Below are 20,695 nucleotides of genomic sequence, written 5' to 3' on the forward strand. Positions count from 1 at the left end.
CCGGCCGCGGTCCGCTTTGCCCGATCGTGCCCGCTGCGCAACCCGCCGGTGTGAGCCATGCCTTTCGCCGGATTGCCGTGTTACTGCAACCATCCGGAACTACCGGTCGTTGGTCTAGCGGTAGCCTTGACATTTCCAGCTGCGTATTTGGAAGGACCAGGCCGGCACGGCCGAAGATTGATGAACCGAAAAAACGTGATCCGCACCGTGACGGCGGTCGCCGTGGTGGTGGTGCTCGGCTGGTCGTTCTTCTACTTCAGTGACGACACCCGCGGTTACAAGCCGGTCGACACCTCGGTGGCGATGTCACAGATCAACGCCGACAACGTCAAGAGCGCGCAAATCGATGACCGTGAGCAGCAGCTGCGGCTGGTCTTGAAGAAGAGCAGCAGCGACACCGACGGTTCCGACAAGGTCATCACCAAGTACCCCACCGGTTACGCGGTCGACCTATTCAATGCCTTGACCGCCAAGAACGCCAAGGTCAGCACGGTGGTCAACCAGGGCAGCATCCTGGGCGAGCTGTTGGTTTACGTGCTGCCGCTGCTGCTGCTGGTGGGCCTTTTCGTGATGTTCTCCCGCATGCAGGGCGGCGCCCGGATGGGCTTCGGCTTCGGGAAATCGCGTGCCAAGCAACTGTCCAAGGACATGCCCAAGACCACATTCGCCGACGTCGCCGGCGTCGATGAAGCGGTCGAGGAGCTCTACGAGATCAAGGATTTCCTGCAGAATCCGTCCCGCTACCAGGCGCTGGGCGCCAAGATCCCCAAGGGCGTGTTGCTCTACGGCCCGCCGGGAACCGGTAAGACGTTGCTGGCTCGCGCTGTGGCGGGCGAGGCCGGGGTGCCGTTTTTCACCATTTCCGGATCCGACTTCGTCGAGATGTTCGTCGGGGTGGGTGCATCCCGGGTGCGGGACCTGTTTGAGCAGGCCAAACAGAACAGCCCATGCATCATCTTCGTTGACGAGATCGACGCGGTCGGCCGCCAACGCGGCGCCGGCCTCGGTGGCGGCCACGACGAGCGGGAACAGACCCTCAACCAGCTGCTGGTCGAAATGGACGGGTTCGGCGATCGCGCCGGCGTGATCCTGATTGCGGCCACCAACCGGCCCGACATTCTGGACCCGGCGCTGCTGCGTCCCGGTCGCTTTGACCGCCAGATCCCGGTCACCAATCCTGACCTCGCCGGACGCCGGGCGGTCCTGCGGGTGCATTCCAAAGGCAAGCCGATCGCTGACGGCGCTGACCTGGACGGGCTGGCAAAACGGACTGTCGGCATGACCGGGGCCGATCTGGCCAACGTCATCAACGAGGCGGCGCTGCTCACCGCCCGCGAGAACGGCACCGTCATTACCGGCCCCGCCTTGGAGGAGGCGGTAGACCGGGTCATCGGCGGCCCACGCCGCAAAGGGCGGATCATCAGCGAGCACGAGAAAAAGATCACCGCCTATCACGAGGGCGGTCACACCCTGGCGGCCTGGGCGATGCCCGACATCGATCCCGTTTACAAGGTCACCATCCTGGCCCGGGGACGAACCGGTGGTCATGCGGTAGCGGTGCCCGAGGAGGACAAGGGGCTGCGGACCCGTTCGGAGATGATCGCGCAGCTGGTCTTTGCGATGGGCGGGCGCGCCGCCGAGGAATTGGTGTTCCGGGAGCCGACCACGGGTGCGGTGTCCGATATCGAGCAGGCGACCAAGGTCGCTCGGGCGATGGTCACCGAGTACGGCATGAGCGCGCGGCTGGGCGCGGTCAAGTACGGCACCGAGCATGGTGACCCGTTCTTGGGCCGCTCCATGGGCACCCAGTCGGACTACTCGCACGAAGTCGCCCGCGAAATCGACGAAGAGGTGCGCAAGCTCATCGAGGCGGCCCACACCGAAGCGTGGGAGATTCTCACCGAATATCGCGATGTGCTCGACACCCTGGCCGGCCAGCTGCTGGAAAAGGAAACACTGCACCGGCCGGAGCTGGAGTCGATCTTCTCCGACGTGGAAAAGCGGCCCCGACTCACCATGTTCGACGATTTCGGCGGCCGGATTCCGTCGGACAAGCCGCCGATCAAGACACCGGGCGAACTGGCCATCGAGCGCGGTGAGCCCTGGCCGCAGCCGATGCCGGAGCCGGCGTTCAAGCAAGCCATCGCGCAGGCTACCCAGGCGGCGCAGTCGGCCAGCGAAGGGACCGGCCGCGGCCCCAACGGCTCTCGAGGCGCCGACGCGAACCCCGGCAGCCATCCCGACTACGGCGTCCCGGCGGGCTGGCGCGCTCCCGGGTGGCCCCCGCCGTCGGAGCGGCCGCAACCATCGGGCTATTCCCCCGATCAGCCATCGGACACCGACGAGTCGTCCGAGCAGCAGGACAGGGACGTAAGCCGGTCCAACCCCCCGGCCCACGGCTGACGAACGGAGAGTTGCAATGACGCAGCTGGATTCCCGAACCGAGGCAACGACCACCCGGGCGTTCGACCAGCCGCGTGCCGAGGCCGCCGTCCGCGAGTTGTTGCTTGCGATCGGCGAGGACCCGGACCGGGGCGGTTTGCGCGACACCCCGGCCCGCGTGGCCCGTGCCTATCGCGAGATCTTCGCGGGGCTTTACACCGACCCCGACGCGGTACTGAACACCATGTTCGACGAAGACCACGACGAGCTGGTGCTGATCAAAGAGATTCCGTTGTACTCGACGTGCGAGCACCACCTGGTCTCGTTCCATGGGGTGGCCCATGTCGGCTATATCCCGGGCCGGGATGGCCGGGTGACCGGGCTGTCCAAGATCGCCCGGCTGGTGGACCTCTACGCCAAGCGTCCTCAGGTGCAGGAGCGGCTCACCAGCCAGATCGCCGACGCCCTGGTCAAAAGGCTCGGACCGCGCGGGGTGATCGTGGTGGTCGAAGCCGAGCACCTGTGCATGGCGATGCGCGGGGTCCGCAAGCCCGGTGCGGTCACCACGACCTCGGCGGTGCGTGGGCAGTTCAAGACCGATGCCGCTTCTCGGGCCGAGGCGCTGGACCTCATCCTGCGTAAGTGAGTTCGCGGCCTGTGCAGGTTATGGGCGTATTGAATGTCACGAACGACTCGTTCTCCGACGGTGGGCGCTACTGCGACGAGGCCAAGGCCATCGAGCACGGTCTGGCGCTGGCGGCCGAAGGTGCGGACATCATCGACGTCGGGGGGGAGTCGACTCGGCCGGGCGCCGCGCGGGTTGACCCGGCCGTCGAGGCGTCCCGCGTCTTGCCCGTCATCAAAGAACTGGCCGCGCGCGGTATCAAGGTCAGCATCGACACCACCCGCGCGGCCGTAGCGTGCGAGGCGCTGCACAAGGGCGCGCAGATCGTCAACGACGTGTCCGGAGGGCGGGCCGATCCGGCAATGGCCCCGCTGGTCGCCGAAGCCGGTGTGCCGTGGGTGCTGATGCACTGGCGGCCGGTGTCCGACGACAACCCACATCAGGTGCCGAACTACCGCGATGTGGTGGCCGAGGTGCGCGCCGAGCTGCTCACCGCCGTGGATGATGCGATAGCCGCGGGCGTTGGCCCATCGAATCTGATGATCGATCCCGGCCTGGGCTTCGCCAAGGCCGGACAGCACAATTGGACGCTGCTGCACGCCCTGCCGGAGTTGGTCGCCACCGGGATCCCGGTGCTGGTGGGAGCGTCTCGAAAGCGCTTCCTCGGGTCGTTGCTGGCCAGCCCGGATGGTGCGGTACGGCCGCCGGACGGGCGGGAAACGGCGACCGCGGTGATTTCCGCATTGGCGGCGCTGCACGGCGCATGGGGTGTGCGGGTGCATGATGTGCGGGCATCCGTCGACGCCCTCAAGGTCGTCGACGCGTGGCAGCGGGCTGAAAGGACTGGGCGCGATGGCTGACCGAATCGAGTTGCGGGGCTTGATTGTTCATGGCCGCCATGGGGTCTACGACCATGAGCGGGTAGCCGGGCAACGGTTCGTCGTCGACATCACCATGTGGATCGACTTGGCCGACGGCGCCCGCAGCGACGATCTGGCCGACACCTATGACTATGCCCAATTGGCGCAGCGCGCGGCCGAGATCGTCGGCGGGCCGCCGCGCAACCTGATCGAGACGGTCGGTGCCGAGATCGCCGACGAGGTGATGAACGACGAACGGGTACATGCCGTCGAGGTGGTCCTGCACAAGCCGCAGGCCGCCATCGCGCAACCGCTGGCTGACGTGGCGGTGGTGACCCGGCGGTCGCGGCGCGGGGGGCGTGGTTCGGTGATCCCCGCGGACCGAGCGGTATGAGTTCGGTAGTGCTGTCGGTCGGTTCCAACCTGGGCGACCGCCTGGCGAACCTGCGTTCGGTGGTCGACGGACTCGGCGACACGTTGGTCGGGGCGTCGCGTGTCTATGAGACCGATCCGTGGGGTGGGGTGGCCCAGGAGCCGTTCCTCAACGTGGTGCTGATCGCAGACGATCCCGCTCGCGACGGCCATGCCTGGTTGCACCAAGCTCAGGAGTACGAACGGGCGGCCGGCCGGCAGCGTCTGCAGCGGTGGGGGCCGCGCACGCTCGACGTGGATCTGGTCGCCTGTTACCAGGCCGGCCCGGCCGGTCGTACCGAAGTGCGCTGCAACGACAGCATCCTGACGCTGCCACACCCATTGGCGCATCAGCGGGCCTTTGTCATGGTCCCTTGGCTCGACGTTGACCCCGCGGCCGAACTGACCGGACCGGAGGGCCCGCGCCCGGTCGCCGCGCTGCTGGCCGGGCTGCCGCCGGCCGATCGGGCAAGCGTGCGGTTGACCTCGCTGACCGTGGCAGCCTGATGGGACCGACCCGTAGGCGCGACCTGGCCGCCGCCGCGATCGGGGCGGCGGTCGCCGGCTATCCGATGGTGCTGGTGTTGTTCCGGTCGTTTCCCCCGCTCACGGTGTGGACCGGGCTGTCACTGCTGGGGGTTGCGATCGCCGAGGCGCTATGGGCCCGCTTCGTAAGAGCCAAGATCAACGATGGCGAGATAGGGGATGGATCCGGACAGCTGCATCCTCTGGCGGTGGCTCGCAGCCTGATGGTCGCCAAGGCATCGGCCTGGGTGGGTGCGCTGGTGCTGGGCTGGTGGATTGCGGTCTTGGTGTATCTGTTGCCGCGGCGGTCCTGGCTGCGGGTGGCGGCCGAAGATATGACCGGCGCCCTGGTGGCGGCCGCAGGCGCGCTGGCGTTGATCGTTGCCGCTTTGTGGCTGCAAAATTGCTGCAAGTCGCCGCAGGAGCCGCCCGAGCGGGGCGAGGGCGCGGAAGGCTGACCACTCCCGCGGCCCGGCCCGCCGGCGTTGCTGGCTGCGGCACGGACTTTGCGGGAGAATCGCCGGACCGGCGCGACACGTGGATGCAGGTCGCGCGGGTACAGTCAGGCCATGACCGTTCTGTCCCGCGGCGCCCGGGTCCGGCGCGGCGGCCGCAGGCCGGGTTGGGTGCTATTGACGACGTTGCTGGTTCTGGCAATTGGAGCTAGTTCGGCACTGGTTTTCACCAATCGGGTGGAACTGCTCAAGCTCGCCGTGGTCCTCGCGCTGTGGGCCGCGGTCGCTGGTGCGTTTGTGTCCGTGCTCTATCGTCGCCAGGCCGAAGCGGATCAGGCGCGGGCGCGCGACATGAAGCTCGTCTACGACCTGCAGCTGGATCGCGAGATCTCGGCCCGCCGCGAATACGAGCTGGCGGTGGAGTCGCAGTTGCGTCGCGAGCTCGCCGCCGAGTTGCGGGGCGCGGCCGCCGACGAGGTGGGAGCGTTGCGCGCCGAATTAGCTTCGCTGCGAACCAGTCTGGGAATCTTGTTCGATGCGGACCTAGAACAGCGCCCGGCGCTGGAGACGGTGGACAGGGAGTCGCGCACCGCCCGCGCTGTCGCCGATCGGCTCCAAAACGGCGAGAGTCCAGCCACCGACTGGCTGCCCAGTGACCGGATTGCCATGGCCCGTCGAGACGAAAATCTCAACCGCGCCGAGGAAGCGATCATCGATGTGCCGGAGGTAGGCGTGCCGCCTCTGGACGAGCGTGACGTGCAGCCGGGTAGGGGACCGTTTCTGCAGCCCCCGCCGCCCGCGCCTCCGGGCCCCGAACACCCCGCCGAGTGGGTCGGGCCGCCCCAGGAGGCTGCGCCGGTTCAGCCTGACCTGCACTACGAGCCGCATCGTCGACCGCCGCCCGCGCCACCAGTACCCAATGCCGAACCCTCGCCTTGGCGACCGGTTGCCGCGGACGGACAGTGGTTGCCCCCCGGCGCTCCGGGCAGCCACTGGGTGGCCGAGGAGGCGGCTGGCGCCGAAACGCAGGACCGGTCTTCGGGTCGACGCCGCCGTGCCCGGCATTACGATTCCGACGAGGACCAAGGTGACATCGGTGAGTTCGACCGGGAATACGGCGGCAGACGGTCGCGATCTCGTCATTCCACCGACTACCGCGACTATGGGGTGGGCCGCCTGGGAGCGGGGCCGCCTCCAGGCCCCGGACCAGCCCAACCGCCACCAATGGCACCCGCTGCACCGCCGTGGCCGGGCCCCCAGCCCGCCGAGCCCGCGGCGCCCCGGTTGGCCCCGCCGCCCGCACCCGACCTTGCCTCCCGTCATCGCCGCCCGGAAGAAGAACGCCCCGATGTGGCGGGCTCGCATGACTCTGACTCGCAAAGCGGTGGTCAGTCCGTCGCTGACCTGATGGCACGGTTGCAGGTGCAGCCTTCCGGCGGCGGCCGGCGCCGGCGCCGTGACGGCTGAAATGGGTGTCGACCAACAAATCGACTACAGTCTTAGTGACCGTCCGGTACCCGGTCATCCACGGGACTGGAACGAACGAAGAAACCTGTGAGGTCGTCTGCGATGGTGCAGCTCGACGGTTTGCGCCCGGCCAGGCTCAAGGTGGGGATCATCTCGGCCGGCCGGGTAGGCACCGCCCTGGGGGTCGCGCTAGAGCGCGCCGATCATGTCGTGGTGGGATGCAGCGCCATTTCGCACGCGTCGCTGCAGCGGGCGCAGCGCCGGTTGCCCGATACCCCGGTGCTGCCGCCGCCGGATGTCGCCGCATCGGCCGAGTTGCTGGTGCTGGCCGTCACCGACAGTGAACTGGCGGGTCTGATATCGGGTCTGGCCGCCACGTCGGCGGTGCGGCCGGGCACCATCGTGGCGCACACATCCGGCGCCAACGGGATTGGCATCTTGGAGCCCCTGACTGCGCAGGGTTGCATACCGCTGGCCATTCATCCGGCGATGACCTTCACCGGCTCCGACGAAGACATCAATCGGCTGCCCGATACCTGCTTCGGAATCACCGCGGCTGACGACGTCGGGTATGCGATCGCCCAATCGCTGGTGCTGGAGATGGGCGGCGAACCGTTCTGCGTGCGCGAGGAAAGCCGCGTGCTCTACCACGCGGCCCTCGCACATGCGAGTAACCACCTCGTCACCGTGCTCGCCGATGCCCTCGAGGCCTTGCGCACCGCCTTGCGTGGACAAGAACTGCTCGGCCAGCAATGCGTCGACAACCAGCCCGGCGGTATCGCGGAACGCATCGTCGGACCGCTAGCCCGAGCGGCCCTGGAAAACACGCTGCAGCGGGGTCAGGCCGCGCTGACCGGGCCGGTCGCGCGCGGTGACGCCGCCGCGGTCGCCGGCCACCTGGCCGCGCTCACCGAAGCGGACCCGCAACTGGCGCAGGCGTATCGGGTGAACGCCCTGCGCACCGCCATGCGGGCCCATGCACCGGGGGATGTGGTGGAGGTCTTGACGCCATGAGAGCGAATGCCGGCCGGGCGCCCGTCTTCAAGCCGGGCGAACTCAACATCTACTCGGCGCCGCGTGACGTCGGCGAGGTCAGCCGGGCGCTGCGCCACACCGGCCGCCGGGTGATGTTGGTCCCCACGATGGGGGCCCTGCACGAGGGTCATCTGGCGCTGGTGCGGGCGGCCAAACGCACGCCCGGTGCGGTGGTCGTGGTGTCGATGTTCGTCAACCCGCTGCAGTTCGGTGCCGGCGAGGATCTGGACGCCTACCCACGAACCCTCGATCAGGATCTGGCGAAACTGCGGGCCGAAGGTGTGGAAATCGCGTTCACCCCGACCGCGGCGAGCATGTACCCCAACGGTCTACGCACCACCGTGCAACCCGGCCCACTGGCTGCCGAACTCGAAGGCGGTTCGCGACCAACCCATTTCGCCGGGGTGCTGACCGTGGTGCTCAAGCTGCTACAGATCGTGGCTCCCGACCGGGCGTTCTTCGGTGAGAAGGATTATCAGCAGCTGGTGCTCATCCGGCAGATGGTTGCCGACCTCAACGTCAACGTGCAGGTGATCGGCGTGCCGATCGTGCGTGAACACGACGGACTGGCGATGTCGTCGCGCAATCGCTATCTGGACCCGGCGCAACGGGAAGCGGCCATCGCGCTCTCGGCGGCGCTGACGGCCGGGGCACATGCGGCGACCGCCGGTGTCCAGGCTGCGCTGGATGCGGCGCGCGGTGTGCTCGAGGCCGTCCCCGGGATCGTCGTCGACTATGTGGAACTGCGCGACGGCGAGCTCGGCCCGGTTTCCCCCAGCGGATCTGGCCGGTTGCTGGTCGCCGTCCGGTTCGGCACCACCCGGCTGCTCGACAACGTGGCAATTGAGATCGAAAGTATCGCCGGCACCGACGGGCAGCCTGTCGGGCCGGACGGGCGTGTCCAATCACCTTGGAGGAATTGATGTTACGGACAATGTTGAAGTCGAAGATTCACCGCGCCACCGTCACGCAGGCCGACCTGCACTACGTCGGGTCGGTGACCATCGATGCCGACTTGATGGACGCCGCGGATCTGCTCGAAGGTGAACAGGTGACCATCGTCGACATCGATAACGGTGCTCGCTTGGTCACGTATGCGATCACCGGCGAACGCGGTAGTGGCGTAATCGGGATCAACGGTGCCGCGGCCCATCTCGTACACCCCGGCGATCTGGTGATCCTGATCGCCTACGGGACCATGCAGGATGCCGAGGCACGCGCCTACCAGCCGCGGATCGTGTTCGTCGACGCTGACAACAAGCAGATCGACGTGGGCCACGACCCGGCTTTTGTGCCCGCATTCGACATTCCCGGGGCGGAGGAGCTGTTGAATCCGCGGATCGGTGCGCGGTAACCGTGCTGCTGGCGATCGACGTCCGCAACACCCACACCGTTGTCGGTCTGCTATCGGGGGCCAAACAGCACGCAAAGGTCGTGCAGCAATGGCGGATACGGACCGAATCCGAAGTCACCGCCGATGAATTGGCACTGACGATCGACGGGTTGATCGGCGAGGATTCCGAGCGGCTCACCGGTGCGACCGGGTTGTCCACGGTCCCGTCGGTGTTGCATGAGGTGCGGATCATGCTGGAGCAGTATTGGCCGTCGGTCCCGCACGTGCTGATCGAACCTGGGGTACGCACCGGTATTCCGCTGCTGGTCGACAACCCCAAAGAAGTGGGTGCCGACCGGATCGTCAACTGCCTGGCGGCATATCAGCAGTTCGCAAAGGCGGCCATTGTCGTCGATTTCGGATCATCGATATGCGTGGACGTGGTGTCGGCCAAAGGCGAATTCCTGGGCGGGGCGATCGCACCCGGCGTTCAGGTTTCTTCGGATGCCGCCGCGGCCCGTTCGGCGGCACTTCGGCGCGTCGAGTTGGCCCGGCCGCGCTCGGTGGTGGGTAAGAACACGGTGGAATGCATGCAGGCTGGTGCGGTATTCGGTTTTGCCGGGCTGGTTGACGGCCTGGTGGCGCGGATTCGTGAGGACGTTAAGGGTTTTTCAGCCGACGACGATGTCGCGGTGGTGGCGACCGGGCACACCGCGCCGCTGCTGCTGCCCGAACTGCATAGCGTCGAACACTTCGACGAGCACCTGACCCTGCATGGATTACGGCTGGTCTTCGAGCGCAATCGGGAGGCTTAGCGCGGTCGGCTGAAGCCGGCGCGCTAGCCGCCACCCGGCGACCATGCGTCCCGGCCGATTCCGGCCGGGAGCAATCTTTAGGGCGGGTTTCGCGCGCCCGGTGCCCGCGCGATGAGTGCTCAGGCGAGTTCATTTAAGCTGGCACGTCGTGAGCTCCGCCGAGTCAGACATTCCCGAGCAGTTCCGAATCCGTCGGGACAAGCGTGCTCGGTTATTGGCAGAGGGGTATGACCCCTATCCGGTAGCCATCGAACGCACTCACACGTTGGCCGAGATTCGTGCCACCTATGCCGACCTACCGACAGATTCGGCGACCGAGGACATCGTCGGTGTCGCGGGTCGAGTGGTGTTCGCGCGTAACACCGGGAAACTGTGTTTTGCGACACTGCAGGACGGCGACGGCACCCAGCTGCAGGCGATGATCAGCCTCGACAAGGTGGGCCGCGAATCGCTGGACAGGTGGAAGGCCGACGTCGACATCGGTGACGTCGTCTACGTGCACGGCACCGTGATCAGCTCCCGTCGGGGCGAACTATCGGTGCTCGCCGATTCCTGGCGGATGGCTGCCAAGGCCTTGCGGCCGCTGCCGGTCGCACACAAGGAGATGAGCGAGGAGTCGCGGGTCCGTCAGCGCTACGTCGATTTGATCGTGCGTCCGCAGGCGCGGGAGGTCGCGCGACAGCGGATTGCGGTAATCCGTGCGGTGCGTAATGCGCTGGAGCGGCGCGGGTTTCTCGAAGTCGAAACGCCAATGTTGCAGACCTTGGCCGGCGGCGCTGCGGCGCGGCCGTTCGTCACCCATTCCAATGCCCTCGACATCGATCTTTACCTGCGTATCGCGCCGGAACTGTTCCTCAAGCGTTGCATCGTGGGCGGTTTCGACAGGGTCTTTGAACTAAATCGGGTGTTCCGAAACGAAGGGTCTGATTCCACCCATTCCCCGGAATTCTCCATGCTGGAGACGTATCAGACCTATGGAACCTATGACGATTCGGCCTTGATCACCAGAGAGCTTATTCAAGAAGTTGCTGACGAGGCGATCGGAACCAGACAACTCTCGATGCCTGACGGCAGCGTGTACGACATCGACGGAGAATGGGCAACTATCGAGATGTATTCCTCCTTGTCGGAGGCACTGGGGGAACAGATCACGCCAGAGACGACGGCTGCTCGCTTACGTGACATCGCAAGCGGACTTGACGTAGAGATTGACAACAGTGTTTTTGGTCACGGCAAACTTGTCGAGGAACTCTGGGAACATGCTGTCGGCAACAAATTGACGGCGCCCACATTTGTCAAGGATTTCCCAGTCGAGACAACGCCATTGACTCGTCAGCACCGCAGTATCCCCGGAGTAACCGAGAAGTGGGATCTCTACGTGCGCGGAGTCGAACTGGCTACCGGGTACTCGGAATTAAACGATCCCGTCGTCCAGCGGGACAGATTCGCTGATCAGGTCCGTGCGGCGGCCGCGGGTGACGACGAGGCGATGCAACTTGACGAAGATTTTCTGACGGCTCTGGAGTACGGGATGCCCCCGTGTACTGGAACTGGAATGGGCATCGATCGGTTGTTGATGTGTTTGACCGGACTGTCAATTAGGGAGACAGTTTTGTTCCCGATTGTTCGCCCTCACTCCAACTGAACTGCCGGTGGTTGTGTCTGGATTGCGAATTTTGCTTACTTATGGCACATTGGTGCGCGGGGAGACTATCCATCCTGTATTGCGACGCATAGGAAGAAACGCGAGGGTAAGCCAATGGCTAAGAAAGTTACCGTCACCTTGGTCGACGATTTCGACGGTGCCGGTGCTGCTGACGAAACGGTTGAATTTGGGCTTGACGGGGTGACCTACGAGATTGACCTTTCTTCCAAGAATGCCGCGAAACTGCGCGGTGATCTGAAGCAATGGGTTGCGGCGGGTCGGCGCGTCGGTGGCCGGCGACGTGGGCGTTCGGGATCCGGACGTGGCCGCGGCGCTATCGACCGCGAGCAAAGCGCGGCCATCCGGGAATGGGCACGCCGTAATGGGCACAATGTGTCGACCCGTGGCCGTATCCCGGCCGACGTCATCGACGCATTCCACGCTGCCGGTTCATAGCGATCTCGATCTATTACCGTCGCCCAGGCTAAGCCTGGGCGACGGTGCTATGTCATTTTCGCTCGTGGCGAAACCGATCTTCGGCCGACACGGGAAACACTTCGGCGGTTTTCCTCGTTAACGTGTTGCGGTTCTGTTGTAGCAGGAAGAAAACGAGGCCGGCGCGGCTTCTCAGGGCTCCGGCGTTGTTGATTAGCAGGCTTGTGAGCTGGGGAATTGTGGATTGAGGAGGTCTAGGCGGCGGTTGGCGGTCAAAGCGGTGATCCGGCAGGCTTCGGCGATGTTGTCGGCGCCGTTGAGGCGGTGCAGATTGATCGCGGTGTTGCGTAGCGTTGCTAGGACCTGTGCGCCGTTTCCGGTATGTGCCCTTTGACGGTCTTCGTCGAAGGTGACGTCGCGTATCCAGTGCAGGCTGTTCTCGATTCCCCAGTGTTGACGCATCCAGGTCATGATCGCGGTAGGGCGGGCGTGCTCGAACGGCAGGCTGCAGATGGCATAGACCACCTCCACGCTGCGCTGGTCGGTGGCGGTGATCAAGCGTTCACGAGTGATCCGGATGATTTGTTTTGCGTAGGGGAAGCCGATTCCTCGTGCAGCGGTGATGATTTGCAGGGTGCGGGTCTCGACACGGCCGTGGCCGCGGGAGTCGTCGGTAGCGGCTGCGGGCACCTCGGCCCAGGGCAGCGCGGTGATACGCGCAAGTATTTTGGCTTGGTTGGACTTGACGATCATCAGGTAGTGCGACTTCAAGGTGGCGCAGATCAACTTCGCGGTGACAACCTGGGTATGCATCGCATCCACGGTGACCAGCCACCGCAAGCTACCCGGCAGCAGCGTGAGCAGGGCACGTACGCAGGGAATTTCATTGCTTTTCTCGGCGACAGCGAGTTGACCGAGCACCAATCGGGCACGGTGGGCGAACACCGACACGAGATGCGTGGCTGTCGCTTTGGCGCGTAAAGCACCACGCAGCATCTTGCCGTCCAACGCGATCGGCACCAATCCACTGGGGTCGCTGCTGGCCACGTGTGCAGTGAAGTAACTGCCCATCCTGGCGTTGAGGTCGGCGGGGTCTAGCCGAGACAAAACAGCGCGGAAGGTCTTCTCACTGGGCCGCCGGAACCGGACCCCTAATTGGGCCAACACATCATCGGGAGCGGTGGCCGCCCATGTGGCAAAACCAGCATAGCCGCGCATCCCCGCGGCAGTGGCCAGAACCGCGATCGCCAACAAAGCCATCAGCGAATACCTCCGACCGCGTGGGCCCCTCGGGTCTGGCACCGAGGCCAACACGTCGAGAAACTCCGATCCGATGAGCTCGCTGCGCTCACCAGGACTCCAGCGGTCGAACACCTCTGGAACCGACGACACACGCAATACTGAAACGGTAGGCACGGGCAACTCCAGACCAACGACGAACAGTAACCAACTCGATCGTTCTCCAGATAGCCCGTGCCTACACTCCGGCCCCAATAGCGCGGCACCAAAGATCATCAACCCAGCTCACAAGCCTGCTAATCAACAACGCCGGAGCCCTGCGCGGCTTCTCGGGCGCCGGGTCTGGGTCACGGGTGTATCTGATTCGGGTGATTCGGGCCCCACACCGGAGTTGCAGCCGGGAACAGCACGGCACTGCAAGGTTGTTATGAAGCCTGGCAGGCCGACCATTACAGTGGACTGCAGGTACGCGGGGCCGAGCTGGACTGGTTCAGGACCGACCAAAGTACCGATGAGGGAGAGCAGGTAACCGCCGATGTTCGAACGTTTTACCGACCGTGCCCGCCGGGTCGTTGTCCTGGCGCAAGAAGAGGCCCGGATGCTGAACCACAACTACATCGGCACCGAGCACATTCTGCTGGGGCTAATCCATGAAGGCGAAGGCGTTGCGGCCAAGTCGCTGGAGTCGCTCGGGATCTCGCTGGAAGGTGTGCGCAGCCAGGTCGAAGAGATCATCGGCCAGGGCCAGCAGGCACCGTCCGGGCACATCCCGTTCACTCCGCGCGCCAAGAAGGTGCTCGAACTCAGCCTGCGCGAGGCGCTGCAGCTCGGCCACAACTACATCGGTACCGAGCACATCCTGCTCGGCCTGATTCGCGAGGGCGAGGGTGTGGCCGCCCAGGTGCTGGTCAAGCTGGGCGCCGAACTGACCCGGGTGCGCCAGCAGGTGATCCAGCTGCTGAGCGGCTACCAGGGCAAGGAGGCCGCCGAGGCAGGCACCGGCGGCCGGGGAGGGGAGTCCGGCTCTCCCTCCACGTCGCTGGTTCTCGACCAGTTCGGCCGCAACCTGACCGCGGCTGCCATGGAAGGCAAGCTGGACCCGGTCATCGGCCGCGAGAAGGAAATCGAGCGGGTCATGCAGGTGCTCTCCCGGCGCACCAAGAACAACCCGGTGCTCATCGGCGAGCCCGGCGTGGGCAAGACCGCTGTGGTCGAGGGCCTGGCGCAGGCCATCGTGCACGGCGAGGTGCCCGAGACGCTGAAGGACAAGCAGCTCTACACGCTGGACCTCGGCTCGCTGGTCGCGGGTTCGCGCTACCGTGGTGACTTCGAGGAACGCCTGAAGAAGGTGCTCAAGGAGATCAATACCCGCGGCGACATCATCCTGTTCATCGACGAGCTGCACACGCTGGTCGGGGCGGGTGCCGCCGAGGGCGCGATCGATGCCGCAAGCATCCTCAAGCCCAAGCTGGCACGCGGCGAGCTGCAGACGATCGGTGCCACCACCCTCGACGAGTACCGCAAGTACATCGAGAAGGACGCCGCGCTGGAGCGCCGTTTCCAGCCGGTGCAGGTGGGGGAGCCGACGGTCGAGCACACCATCGAGATCCTCAAGGGCCTGCGGGACCGCTACGAGGCGCACCACCGCGTGTCGATCACCGATTCCGCGATGGTGGCCGCCGCGACGCTGGCCGACCGCTACATCAACGACCGGTTCCTGCCGGACAAGGCGATCGACCTGATCGACGAGGCGGGCGCCCGGATGCGGATCCGTCGCATGACCGCGCCGCCAGACCTGCGCGAGTTCGACGAGAAGATCGCCGACGCGCGCCGGGAGAAGGAATCGGCGATCGACGCCCAGGACTTCGAGAAGGCGGCGAGCCTGCGCGACCGGGAGAAGCAACTGGTGGCGCAGCGTGCCGAGCGTGAAAAGCAATGGCGTTCGGGCGATCTCGACGTGGTCGCCGAAGTCGATGACGAACAGATCGCCGAAGTGCTGGGCAACTGGACTGGCATCCCGGTGTTCAAGCTCACCGAGGCGGAAACCACCCGCCTGCTGCGGATGGAAGATGAGCTGCACAAGCGGATCATCGGCCAGGAAGACGCGGTCAAGGCGGTCTCCAAGGCGATCCGCCGCACCCGCGCCGGGCTGAAGGACCCGAAGCGCCCGTCGGGATCGTTCATCTTCGCCGGCCCGTCCGGTGTCGGTAAGACCGAGCTGTCCAAGGCGCTGGCCAACTTCTTGTTCGGTGACGACGACGCGCTCATCCAGATCGACATGGGCGAGTTCCACGACCGGTTCACCGCGTCCCGGCTCTTCGGTGCTCCGCCCGGATATGTCGGCTACGAAGAGGGCGGCCAGCTCACCGAGAAGGTGCGGCGCAAGCCGTTCAGCGTGGTGCTCTTCGATGAGATCGAGAAGGCACACCAGGAGATCTACAACAGTCTGTTGCAGGTCCTCGAGGACGGCCGGCTCACCGACGGCCAGGGCCGCACGGTCGACTTCAAGAACACCGTGCTGATCTTCACGTCGAATCTGGGGACATCCGATATTTCCAAGCCCGTCGGCCTCGGGTTCAGCCAGACTGGCGGCGAGAACGACTACGAGCGGATGAAGCAGAAGGTCAACGACGAGCTCAAGAAGCACTTCCGGCCGGAGTTCCTCAACCGCATCGACGACATCATCGTCTTCCACCAGCTGACTCGCGACGAGATCATCCGGATGGTCGACCTGATGATCGGCCGCGTCGCCAACCAGCTCAAGAGCAAGGACATGGCGCTCGAGCTGACCGACAAGGCAAAGTCGCTGCTGGCCAAGCGCGGTTTCGACCCGGTCTTGGGTGCTCGTCCGCTGCGGCGAACCATTCAGCGTGAGATCGAGGACCAGCTCTCGGAGAAGATCCTCTTTGAGGAGGTCGGTCCGGGACAGGTCGTCACCGTCGACGTCGACAACTGGGACGGCGAGGGCGCCGGTGAGGACGCGAAATTTACGTTCACCGGTACCCGCAAGCCGCCGAGTGAGCCGGACCTGGCAAAGGCCGGAGCACACAGCGCCGGGGGACCTGGGCCCACCGAGCAGTAACCGAACACTCTGAAAACATGTGACGGGCTTGCCTCTGGCAGGCCCGTCACATGTTAAGCGGACGTTGCGAGCTGCTTCCGATTTCCTGAAAGTTCGTTGAAGCTCCGCATGTCGCGGCGGGACATGGCGATACGTTTCTATTGATCTATCCGGCAGTGATCAGGCCGATGCTGGGTTGCGTCATGTGCCGAGGAGGCGAGCCATGCCGCTAGTTTTTGCCACACCGGAGATCATCGCGGCCGCAGCAACGGACTTGGCGCAGATTGGGTCGGCGATCAGCGGGGCCAACACCGCGGCGGCGGCTCCGACCACCGAAGCGCTTGCCGCCGGTGCCGATGAGGTCTCGACGGTCGTTGCGCCCCTGTTCTCCCGCTACGCCCAGGCTTATCAGGTGCTGGGCGCCGACATGGCGGCCATTCATGACCAGTTCGTGCAGGCCTTGAACGCCGGCGCAAATTGGTATGCCGGTGTGGAGTCGGCCAACAGTTCGACGCTACAAACCGTGCAGCAGGACGTGTTGGGGTTGATCAACGCACCCACGCAGGCCCTGCTGGGGCCAGGGCTGATCGGCGACGGTGCCGCGGGAACCGCATCGCACCCCGATGGGTATGACGGGGGGTTCTTGTACGGCAGCGGCGGTAGCGGCTACAACAGCGCCACCTCCGGAGTGGGCGGCGGTGCCGGCGGGGCCGCGGGCCTGATCGGCAATGGCGGGTCCGGCGGTCAAGGCGGCTGGCTGTACGGCAACGGCGGCGTTGGCGGGGCCGGCGGGGCCGCCAGCACGGCCGGCGGTAGCGGCGGTCTGGGCGGCGCCGGCGGTGCCGGCGGAGACTCGGAATTTGCCGGCGGCAATGGCAATACCGGTGGCGACGGCGGCACTGGCGGGACCGGCGGAGCCGGCGGCGATGGCGGCAACGGTGGTGCGGGCGGCGCGGGAGGTCTGCTAGGGCACTCGGGTAACCCCGGGCTTGGCGGCGAGGGCGGTACCGGTGGCGGTGGTGGCGACGGCGGTCATTGGGGCGACGGTGGGGGCCCCGGAAGTGGATCGCGCAGGGGCATGTCTGGATCCCATGGCAGTTACGGACAACCCGGGGGTTCAGGCGCGGACGGGGCGCACGGCCAGCCGGGCTGATTTTGTCGATCGACCCCTGGGAACTACCGGTTTACACTGGCCGGTGTTGTTTCATTGTTGTTGATGGGCGACGGAATCTGGTGAAATTCCAGAACGGTCGCGCCACTGTCTAGTCAGACCCGGCGCCCGTCATCGGCTACCCAAGTGGGGCGCGAGATCCCCAGAAGGAGTTGACCGTGGCGAACTCTCAGGCCGCCCAGGCCGGTTCGGTTGACCTATCGGCGGCAAGCGCAGCGCTGTGGCTGGCCGCCACGGCTGTCCTGGCGCTGTTGGCGATCTATTTCGTCGGCATCGATCAAGGGGCGGTATCGCTGGTGGGCGGCGATACCCACGTTCATGAGTTATTCCACGACGCCAGGCATTTGCTCGGCTTCCCGTGCCACTGAGCCGGGCGGCTAACGTGGAGCGGCGGCTGATCGCACGAGGTCTGCTGGCGGGCGCGGTGGGTGCCGTGTTGGCGTTCGTGTTCGCCCGGCTGTTCGGCGAACCCATCATCGGCCGGGCTGTCGAATTCGAAGACGCCCGCACCGAAGCTGCGCACGCTCACGGGGTGCACGAGCACGGTGCGGAATTGTTCAGCCGCGGCGTGCAGGCCAACGCTGGATTGGGTTTCGGAGTCCTGATTTTCGGCCTCGCGGTGGGAGCCCTTTTCGCCGTTGTGTTTTGTCTGGTGTACGGACGCGTGGGAAACCCGTCGGCAAGCCCCGCACCGCGGGTGCTTTCGATTCGGCTAGCGGCGCTGGCCTTCACCGTGGTGTATCTGGTCCCGTTCGTGAAGTATCCGCCTAACCCGCCGGCGGTCGGTCAAGCGGACACCATCGGTGCACGCACCCTGTGGTACCTGGTCATGGTGGTGGCGTCGGTGATGTTGTCAATCGTGGCCGTCTATCTGGTGCGGTGGCTCTCGATGCGGATGGACATGTTCAATGCCGGGTTGCTTGCGGCCGGTGCGTACCTGGTTGCGGTCACGGTGGTCATGGCGATCCTGCCGACTGTTGCCGAGATACCCCAGGGCTTTCCCGCCGATGTCCTCTACGAGTTCAGGTTGGTCTCGCTGGGAACCCAACTGGTGTTGTGGGCATCCATCGGACTGGTCTTCTCGGTGCTGGTAGGGCGAGGGCTGGACGAGCGGGCCGATAGCGGACGGGTGCAAAGCGCCGCGGCGTGACTGTTCGATGACCGATGTCACGCGGTTGATCCTGGTGTCGCATGGGATGACCGACGCGATGGCCGTCGGCCGCTTTCCCGACGACGAGCCGCTCAACCACACTGGTCGCCGATGGGCGGCGCCATTGGAGAGCAACCGCGACTCGCGGCAATACGCCGGGCCCGAGCGGCGTTGCTGTCAAAGCGCGGAGCTGCTGGGACTGCGAGCGGTCACCGAGCCGCGGCTGGCCGATCTGGATTGTGGGCATTGGCGCGGTTCGAGGCTGGCCGACATTGCGCCCGCTGACCTTACAGCGTGGCTGAGTGATCCCGGGCAAGCGCCGCACGGCGGTGAGTCGATTCTCGAGTTGATTGATCGGGTCGCCGGATGGTTGGCGTCGTTACAAGGAAATACGGTCGCGGTGACCCATCCCGCCGTAATCAGGGCAGCAATTCTAGTTGCCCTCGACGGCTGCCCGAAGTCGTTCTGGCGCATCGATGTTGCACCGTTAAGTCGGATAGCGCTGCATTACCGCGATCGGCGCTGGACACTGCGCCTTTAGCGGGTTGGAAAGTCCCCGATCTACCCGCCCTGCGCAATTGGCCACTCCAACAATCGGTTCGGAGCTGTGGCTGCGGTTGCGCGGCCGGATTTCGTGCGTCGCGACCATCCAAGGTTGGTTGGAAAGCCAGGGCTCCGGCGTTGTTGATTAGCAGGCTTGTGAGCTGGGTTGATGATCTTTGGTGCCGCGCTATTGGGGCCGGAGTGTAGGCACGGGCTATCTGGAGAACGATCGAGTTGGTTACTGTTCGTCGTTGGTCTGGAGTTGCCCGTGCCTACCGTTTCAGTATTGCGTGTGTCGTCGGTTCCAGAGGTGTTCGACCGCTGGAGTCCTGGTGAGCGCAGCGAGTTCATCGGATCGGAGTTTCTCGATGTGTTGGCCTCGGTGCCAGACCCGAGGGGCCCACGCGGTCGGAGGTATTCGCTGGTGGCTTTGTTGGCGATCGCGGTTCTGGCCACTGCCGCGGGGATGCGCGGCTATGCTGGTTTTGCCACATGGGCGGCCACCGCTCCCGATGATGTGTTGGCCCAATTAGGGGTCCGGTTCCGGCGGCCCAGTGAGAAGACCTTCCGCGCTGTTTTGTCTCGGCTAGACCCCGCCGACCTCAACGCCAGGATGGGCAGTTACTTCACTGCACACGTGGCTAGCAGCGACCCCAGTGGATTGGTGCCGATCGCGTTGGACGGCAAGATGCTGCGTGGTGCTTTACGCGCCAAAGCGACAGCCACGCATCTCGTGTCGGTGTTCGCCCACCGTGCCCGATTGGTGCTCGGTCAACTCGCTGTCGCCGAGAAAAGCAATGAAATTCCCTGCGTACGTGCCCTGCTCACGCTGCTGCCGGGTAGCTTGCGGTGGCTGGTCACCGTGGATGCGATGCATACCCAGGTTGTCACCGCGAAGTTGATCTGCGCCACCTTGAAGTCGCACTACCTGATGATCGTCAAGTCCAACCAAGCCAAAATACTTGCGCGTATCACCGCGCTGCCCTGGGCCGAGGTGCCCGCAGCCGCTACCGACGACTCCCGCGGCCACGGCCGTGTCGAGACCCGCACCCTGCAAATCATCACCGCTGCACGAGGAATCGGCTTCCCCTACGCAAAACAAATCATCCGGATCACTCGTGAACGCTTGATCACCGCCACCGACCAGCGCAGCGTGGAGGTGGTCTATGCCATTTGCAGCCTGCCGTTCGAGCACGCCCGCCCTACCGCGATCATGACCTGGATGCGTCAACACTGGGGAATCGAGAACAGCCTGCACTGGATACGCGACGTCACCTTCGACGAAGACCGTCAAAGGGCACATACCGGAAACGGCGCACAGGTCCTAGCAACGCTACGCAACACCGCGATCAATCTGCACCGCCTCAACGGCGCCGACAACATCGCCGAAGCCTGCCGGATCACCGCTTTGACCGCCAACCGCCGCCTAGACCTCCTCAATCCACAATTCCCCAGCTCACAAGCCTGCTAATCAACAACGCCGGAGCCCTGTCCCAGACGGTGGAGGTGGGCAGATGTCGTAACTATTCGCGACGCCGGAGTT

At 65.2% G+C, this 20,695-nt stretch carries 19 protein-coding genes and 1 pseudogene; 19 read left to right on the top strand and 1 reads right to left on the bottom strand.

Features of this window, described 5'->3' with window-relative positions:
• Positions 1 to 180: 180 nt before the first annotated feature.
• From ftsH to lsr2, 13 genes are all read left to right on the top strand, one after another.
• Positions 181 to 2,403: an ATP-dependent zinc metalloprotease FtsH gene (gene ftsH, locus MPSD_RS01855; RefSeq protein ID WP_020785191.1), complete on the top strand. Its 2,223-nt coding sequence runs from the start codon at positions 181 to 183 to the stop codon at positions 2,401 to 2,403.
• A gap of 16 nt (positions 2,404 to 2,419) precedes the next feature.
• On the top strand, positions 2,420 to 3,028 hold the full coding sequence (folE, locus tag MPSD_RS01860) for a GTP cyclohydrolase I FolE (protein ID WP_012396632.1): 609 nt from the start codon (positions 2,420 to 2,422) through the stop codon (positions 3,026 to 3,028).
• Entirely contained in the window at positions 3,025 to 3,867 is an 843-nt protein-coding gene (gene folP, locus MPSD_RS01865; RefSeq protein ID WP_086085752.1) for a dihydropteroate synthase, read from the top strand. The genes folE and folP overlap by 4 nt, the downstream gene beginning before the upstream one ends.
• On the top strand, positions 3,860 to 4,261 hold the full coding sequence (gene folB / locus MPSD_RS01870) for a dihydroneopterin aldolase (protein WP_015357456.1): 402 nt from the start codon (positions 3,860 to 3,862) through the stop codon (positions 4,259 to 4,261). Before folP ends, folB begins: the two co-directional genes overlap by 8 nt.
• The gene (gene folK, locus MPSD_RS01875) at positions 4,258 to 4,785 is read left to right on the top strand and encodes a 2-amino-4-hydroxy-6-hydroxymethyldihydropteridine diphosphokinase (RefSeq protein WP_011741826.1); all 528 of its coding nucleotides are present in this window, start codon (positions 4,258 to 4,260) and stop codon (positions 4,783 to 4,785) included. Before folB ends, folK begins: the two co-directional genes overlap by 4 nt.
• On the top strand, positions 4,785 to 5,261 hold the full coding sequence (locus tag MPSD_RS01880; RefSeq protein ID WP_020785189.1) for a DUF3180 domain-containing protein: 477 nt from the start codon (positions 4,785 to 4,787) through the stop codon (positions 5,259 to 5,261). The genes folK and MPSD_RS01880 overlap by 1 nt, the downstream gene beginning before the upstream one ends.
• A 111-nt stretch (positions 5,262 to 5,372) precedes the next feature.
• A complete protein-coding gene (locus MPSD_RS01885; protein WP_086085753.1) occupies positions 5,373 to 6,725 on the top strand; it encodes a DUF6779 domain-containing protein in 1,353 nt (450 codons plus the stop codon).
• Between the two features lie 102 nt (positions 6,726 to 6,827).
• Positions 6,828 to 7,739 carry a Rossmann-like and DUF2520 domain-containing protein gene (locus MPSD_RS01890; protein ID WP_020785187.1) on the top strand — a complete coding sequence of 304 codons (912 nt, stop codon included), beginning with the start codon at positions 6,828 to 6,830 and terminating at the stop codon, positions 7,737 to 7,739.
• Complete coding sequence (gene panC / locus MPSD_RS01895) at positions 7,736 to 8,683, top strand: pantoate--beta-alanine ligase (RefSeq protein ID WP_020785186.1); 948 nt, start codon at positions 7,736 to 7,738, stop codon at positions 8,681 to 8,683. Before MPSD_RS01890 ends, panC begins: the two co-directional genes overlap by 4 nt.
• Positions 8,683 to 9,114: an aspartate 1-decarboxylase gene (gene panD / locus MPSD_RS01900; protein WP_012396624.1), complete on the top strand. Its 432-nt coding sequence runs from the start codon at positions 8,683 to 8,685 to the stop codon at positions 9,112 to 9,114. Before panC ends, panD begins: the two co-directional genes overlap by 1 nt.
• Before the next feature lie 2 nt (positions 9,115 to 9,116).
• On the top strand, positions 9,117 to 9,908 hold the full coding sequence (locus tag MPSD_RS01905) for a type III pantothenate kinase (protein WP_020785185.1): 792 nt from the start codon (positions 9,117 to 9,119) through the stop codon (positions 9,906 to 9,908).
• 148 nt (positions 9,909 to 10,056) lie between these two features.
• Positions 10,057 to 11,553 carry a lysine--tRNA ligase gene (gene lysS, locus MPSD_RS01910; protein WP_086085754.1) on the top strand — a complete coding sequence of 499 codons (1,497 nt, stop codon included), beginning with the start codon at positions 10,057 to 10,059 and terminating at the stop codon, positions 11,551 to 11,553.
• Positions 11,554 to 11,667: 114 nt separating this feature from the next.
• A complete protein-coding gene (lsr2, locus tag MPSD_RS01915; RefSeq protein WP_011741818.1) occupies positions 11,668 to 12,009 on the top strand; it encodes a histone-like nucleoid-structuring protein Lsr2 in 342 nt (113 codons plus the stop codon).
• Between the two features lie 192 nt (positions 12,010 to 12,201).
• Here the strand turns inward: lsr2 and MPSD_RS01920 are convergent, their stop codons facing one another.
• The gene (locus MPSD_RS01920; protein WP_420811854.1) at positions 12,202 to 13,404 is read right to left on the bottom strand and encodes an ISAs1-like element IS2404/ISMul1 family transposase; all 1,203 of its coding nucleotides are present in this window, start codon (positions 13,402 to 13,404) and stop codon (positions 12,202 to 12,204) included.
• A gap of 358 nt (positions 13,405 to 13,762) precedes the next feature.
• Between MPSD_RS01920 and clpC1 the strand changes: the two genes are divergently transcribed.
• The 6 genes and pseudogenes from clpC1 to MPSD_RS01960 all read left to right on the top strand — a co-directional run bounded on the left by clpC1 (position 13,763) and on the right by MPSD_RS01960 (position 20,623).
• The gene (gene clpC1, locus MPSD_RS01930) at positions 13,763 to 16,309 is read left to right on the top strand and encodes an ATP-dependent protease ATP-binding subunit ClpC (protein ID WP_012396621.1); all 2,547 of its coding nucleotides are present in this window, start codon (positions 13,763 to 13,765) and stop codon (positions 16,307 to 16,309) included.
• A 202-nt stretch (positions 16,310 to 16,511) separates the two neighbouring features.
• Positions 16,512 to 17,438, top strand: a pseudogene (locus MPSD_RS01935) (PE family protein); the annotation flags it as partial.
• Positions 17,439 to 17,617: 179 nt separating this feature from the next.
• On the top strand, positions 17,618 to 17,827 hold the full coding sequence (locus tag MPSD_RS01940; protein WP_015357449.1) for a CbtB domain-containing protein: 210 nt from the start codon (positions 17,618 to 17,620) through the stop codon (positions 17,825 to 17,827).
• Positions 17,828 to 17,841: 14 nt separating this feature from the next.
• Positions 17,842 to 18,609, top strand: a complete 768-nt coding sequence (locus MPSD_RS01945; protein ID WP_020785181.1) for a CbtA family protein — start codon at positions 17,842 to 17,844, stop codon at positions 18,607 to 18,609.
• A gap of 7 nt (positions 18,610 to 18,616) precedes the next feature.
• On the top strand, positions 18,617 to 19,150 hold the full coding sequence (locus MPSD_RS01950; RefSeq protein ID WP_012396617.1) for a histidine phosphatase family protein: 534 nt from the start codon (positions 18,617 to 18,619) through the stop codon (positions 19,148 to 19,150).
• A 270-nt stretch (positions 19,151 to 19,420) separates the two neighbouring features.
• Positions 19,421 to 20,623 (top strand): ISAs1-like element IS2404/ISMul1 family transposase, encoded by a 1,203-nt coding sequence (locus tag MPSD_RS01960; protein WP_420811855.1) that lies wholly within the window; start codon positions 19,421 to 19,423, stop codon positions 20,621 to 20,623.
• The last annotated feature ends 72 nt before the right edge of the window (positions 20,624 to 20,695 follow it).

It is taken from the genome of Mycobacterium pseudoshottsii JCM 15466, assembly GCF_003584745.1.
Taxonomy (GTDB): domain Bacteria; phylum Actinomycetota; class Actinomycetes; order Mycobacteriales; family Mycobacteriaceae; genus Mycobacterium; species Mycobacterium marinum.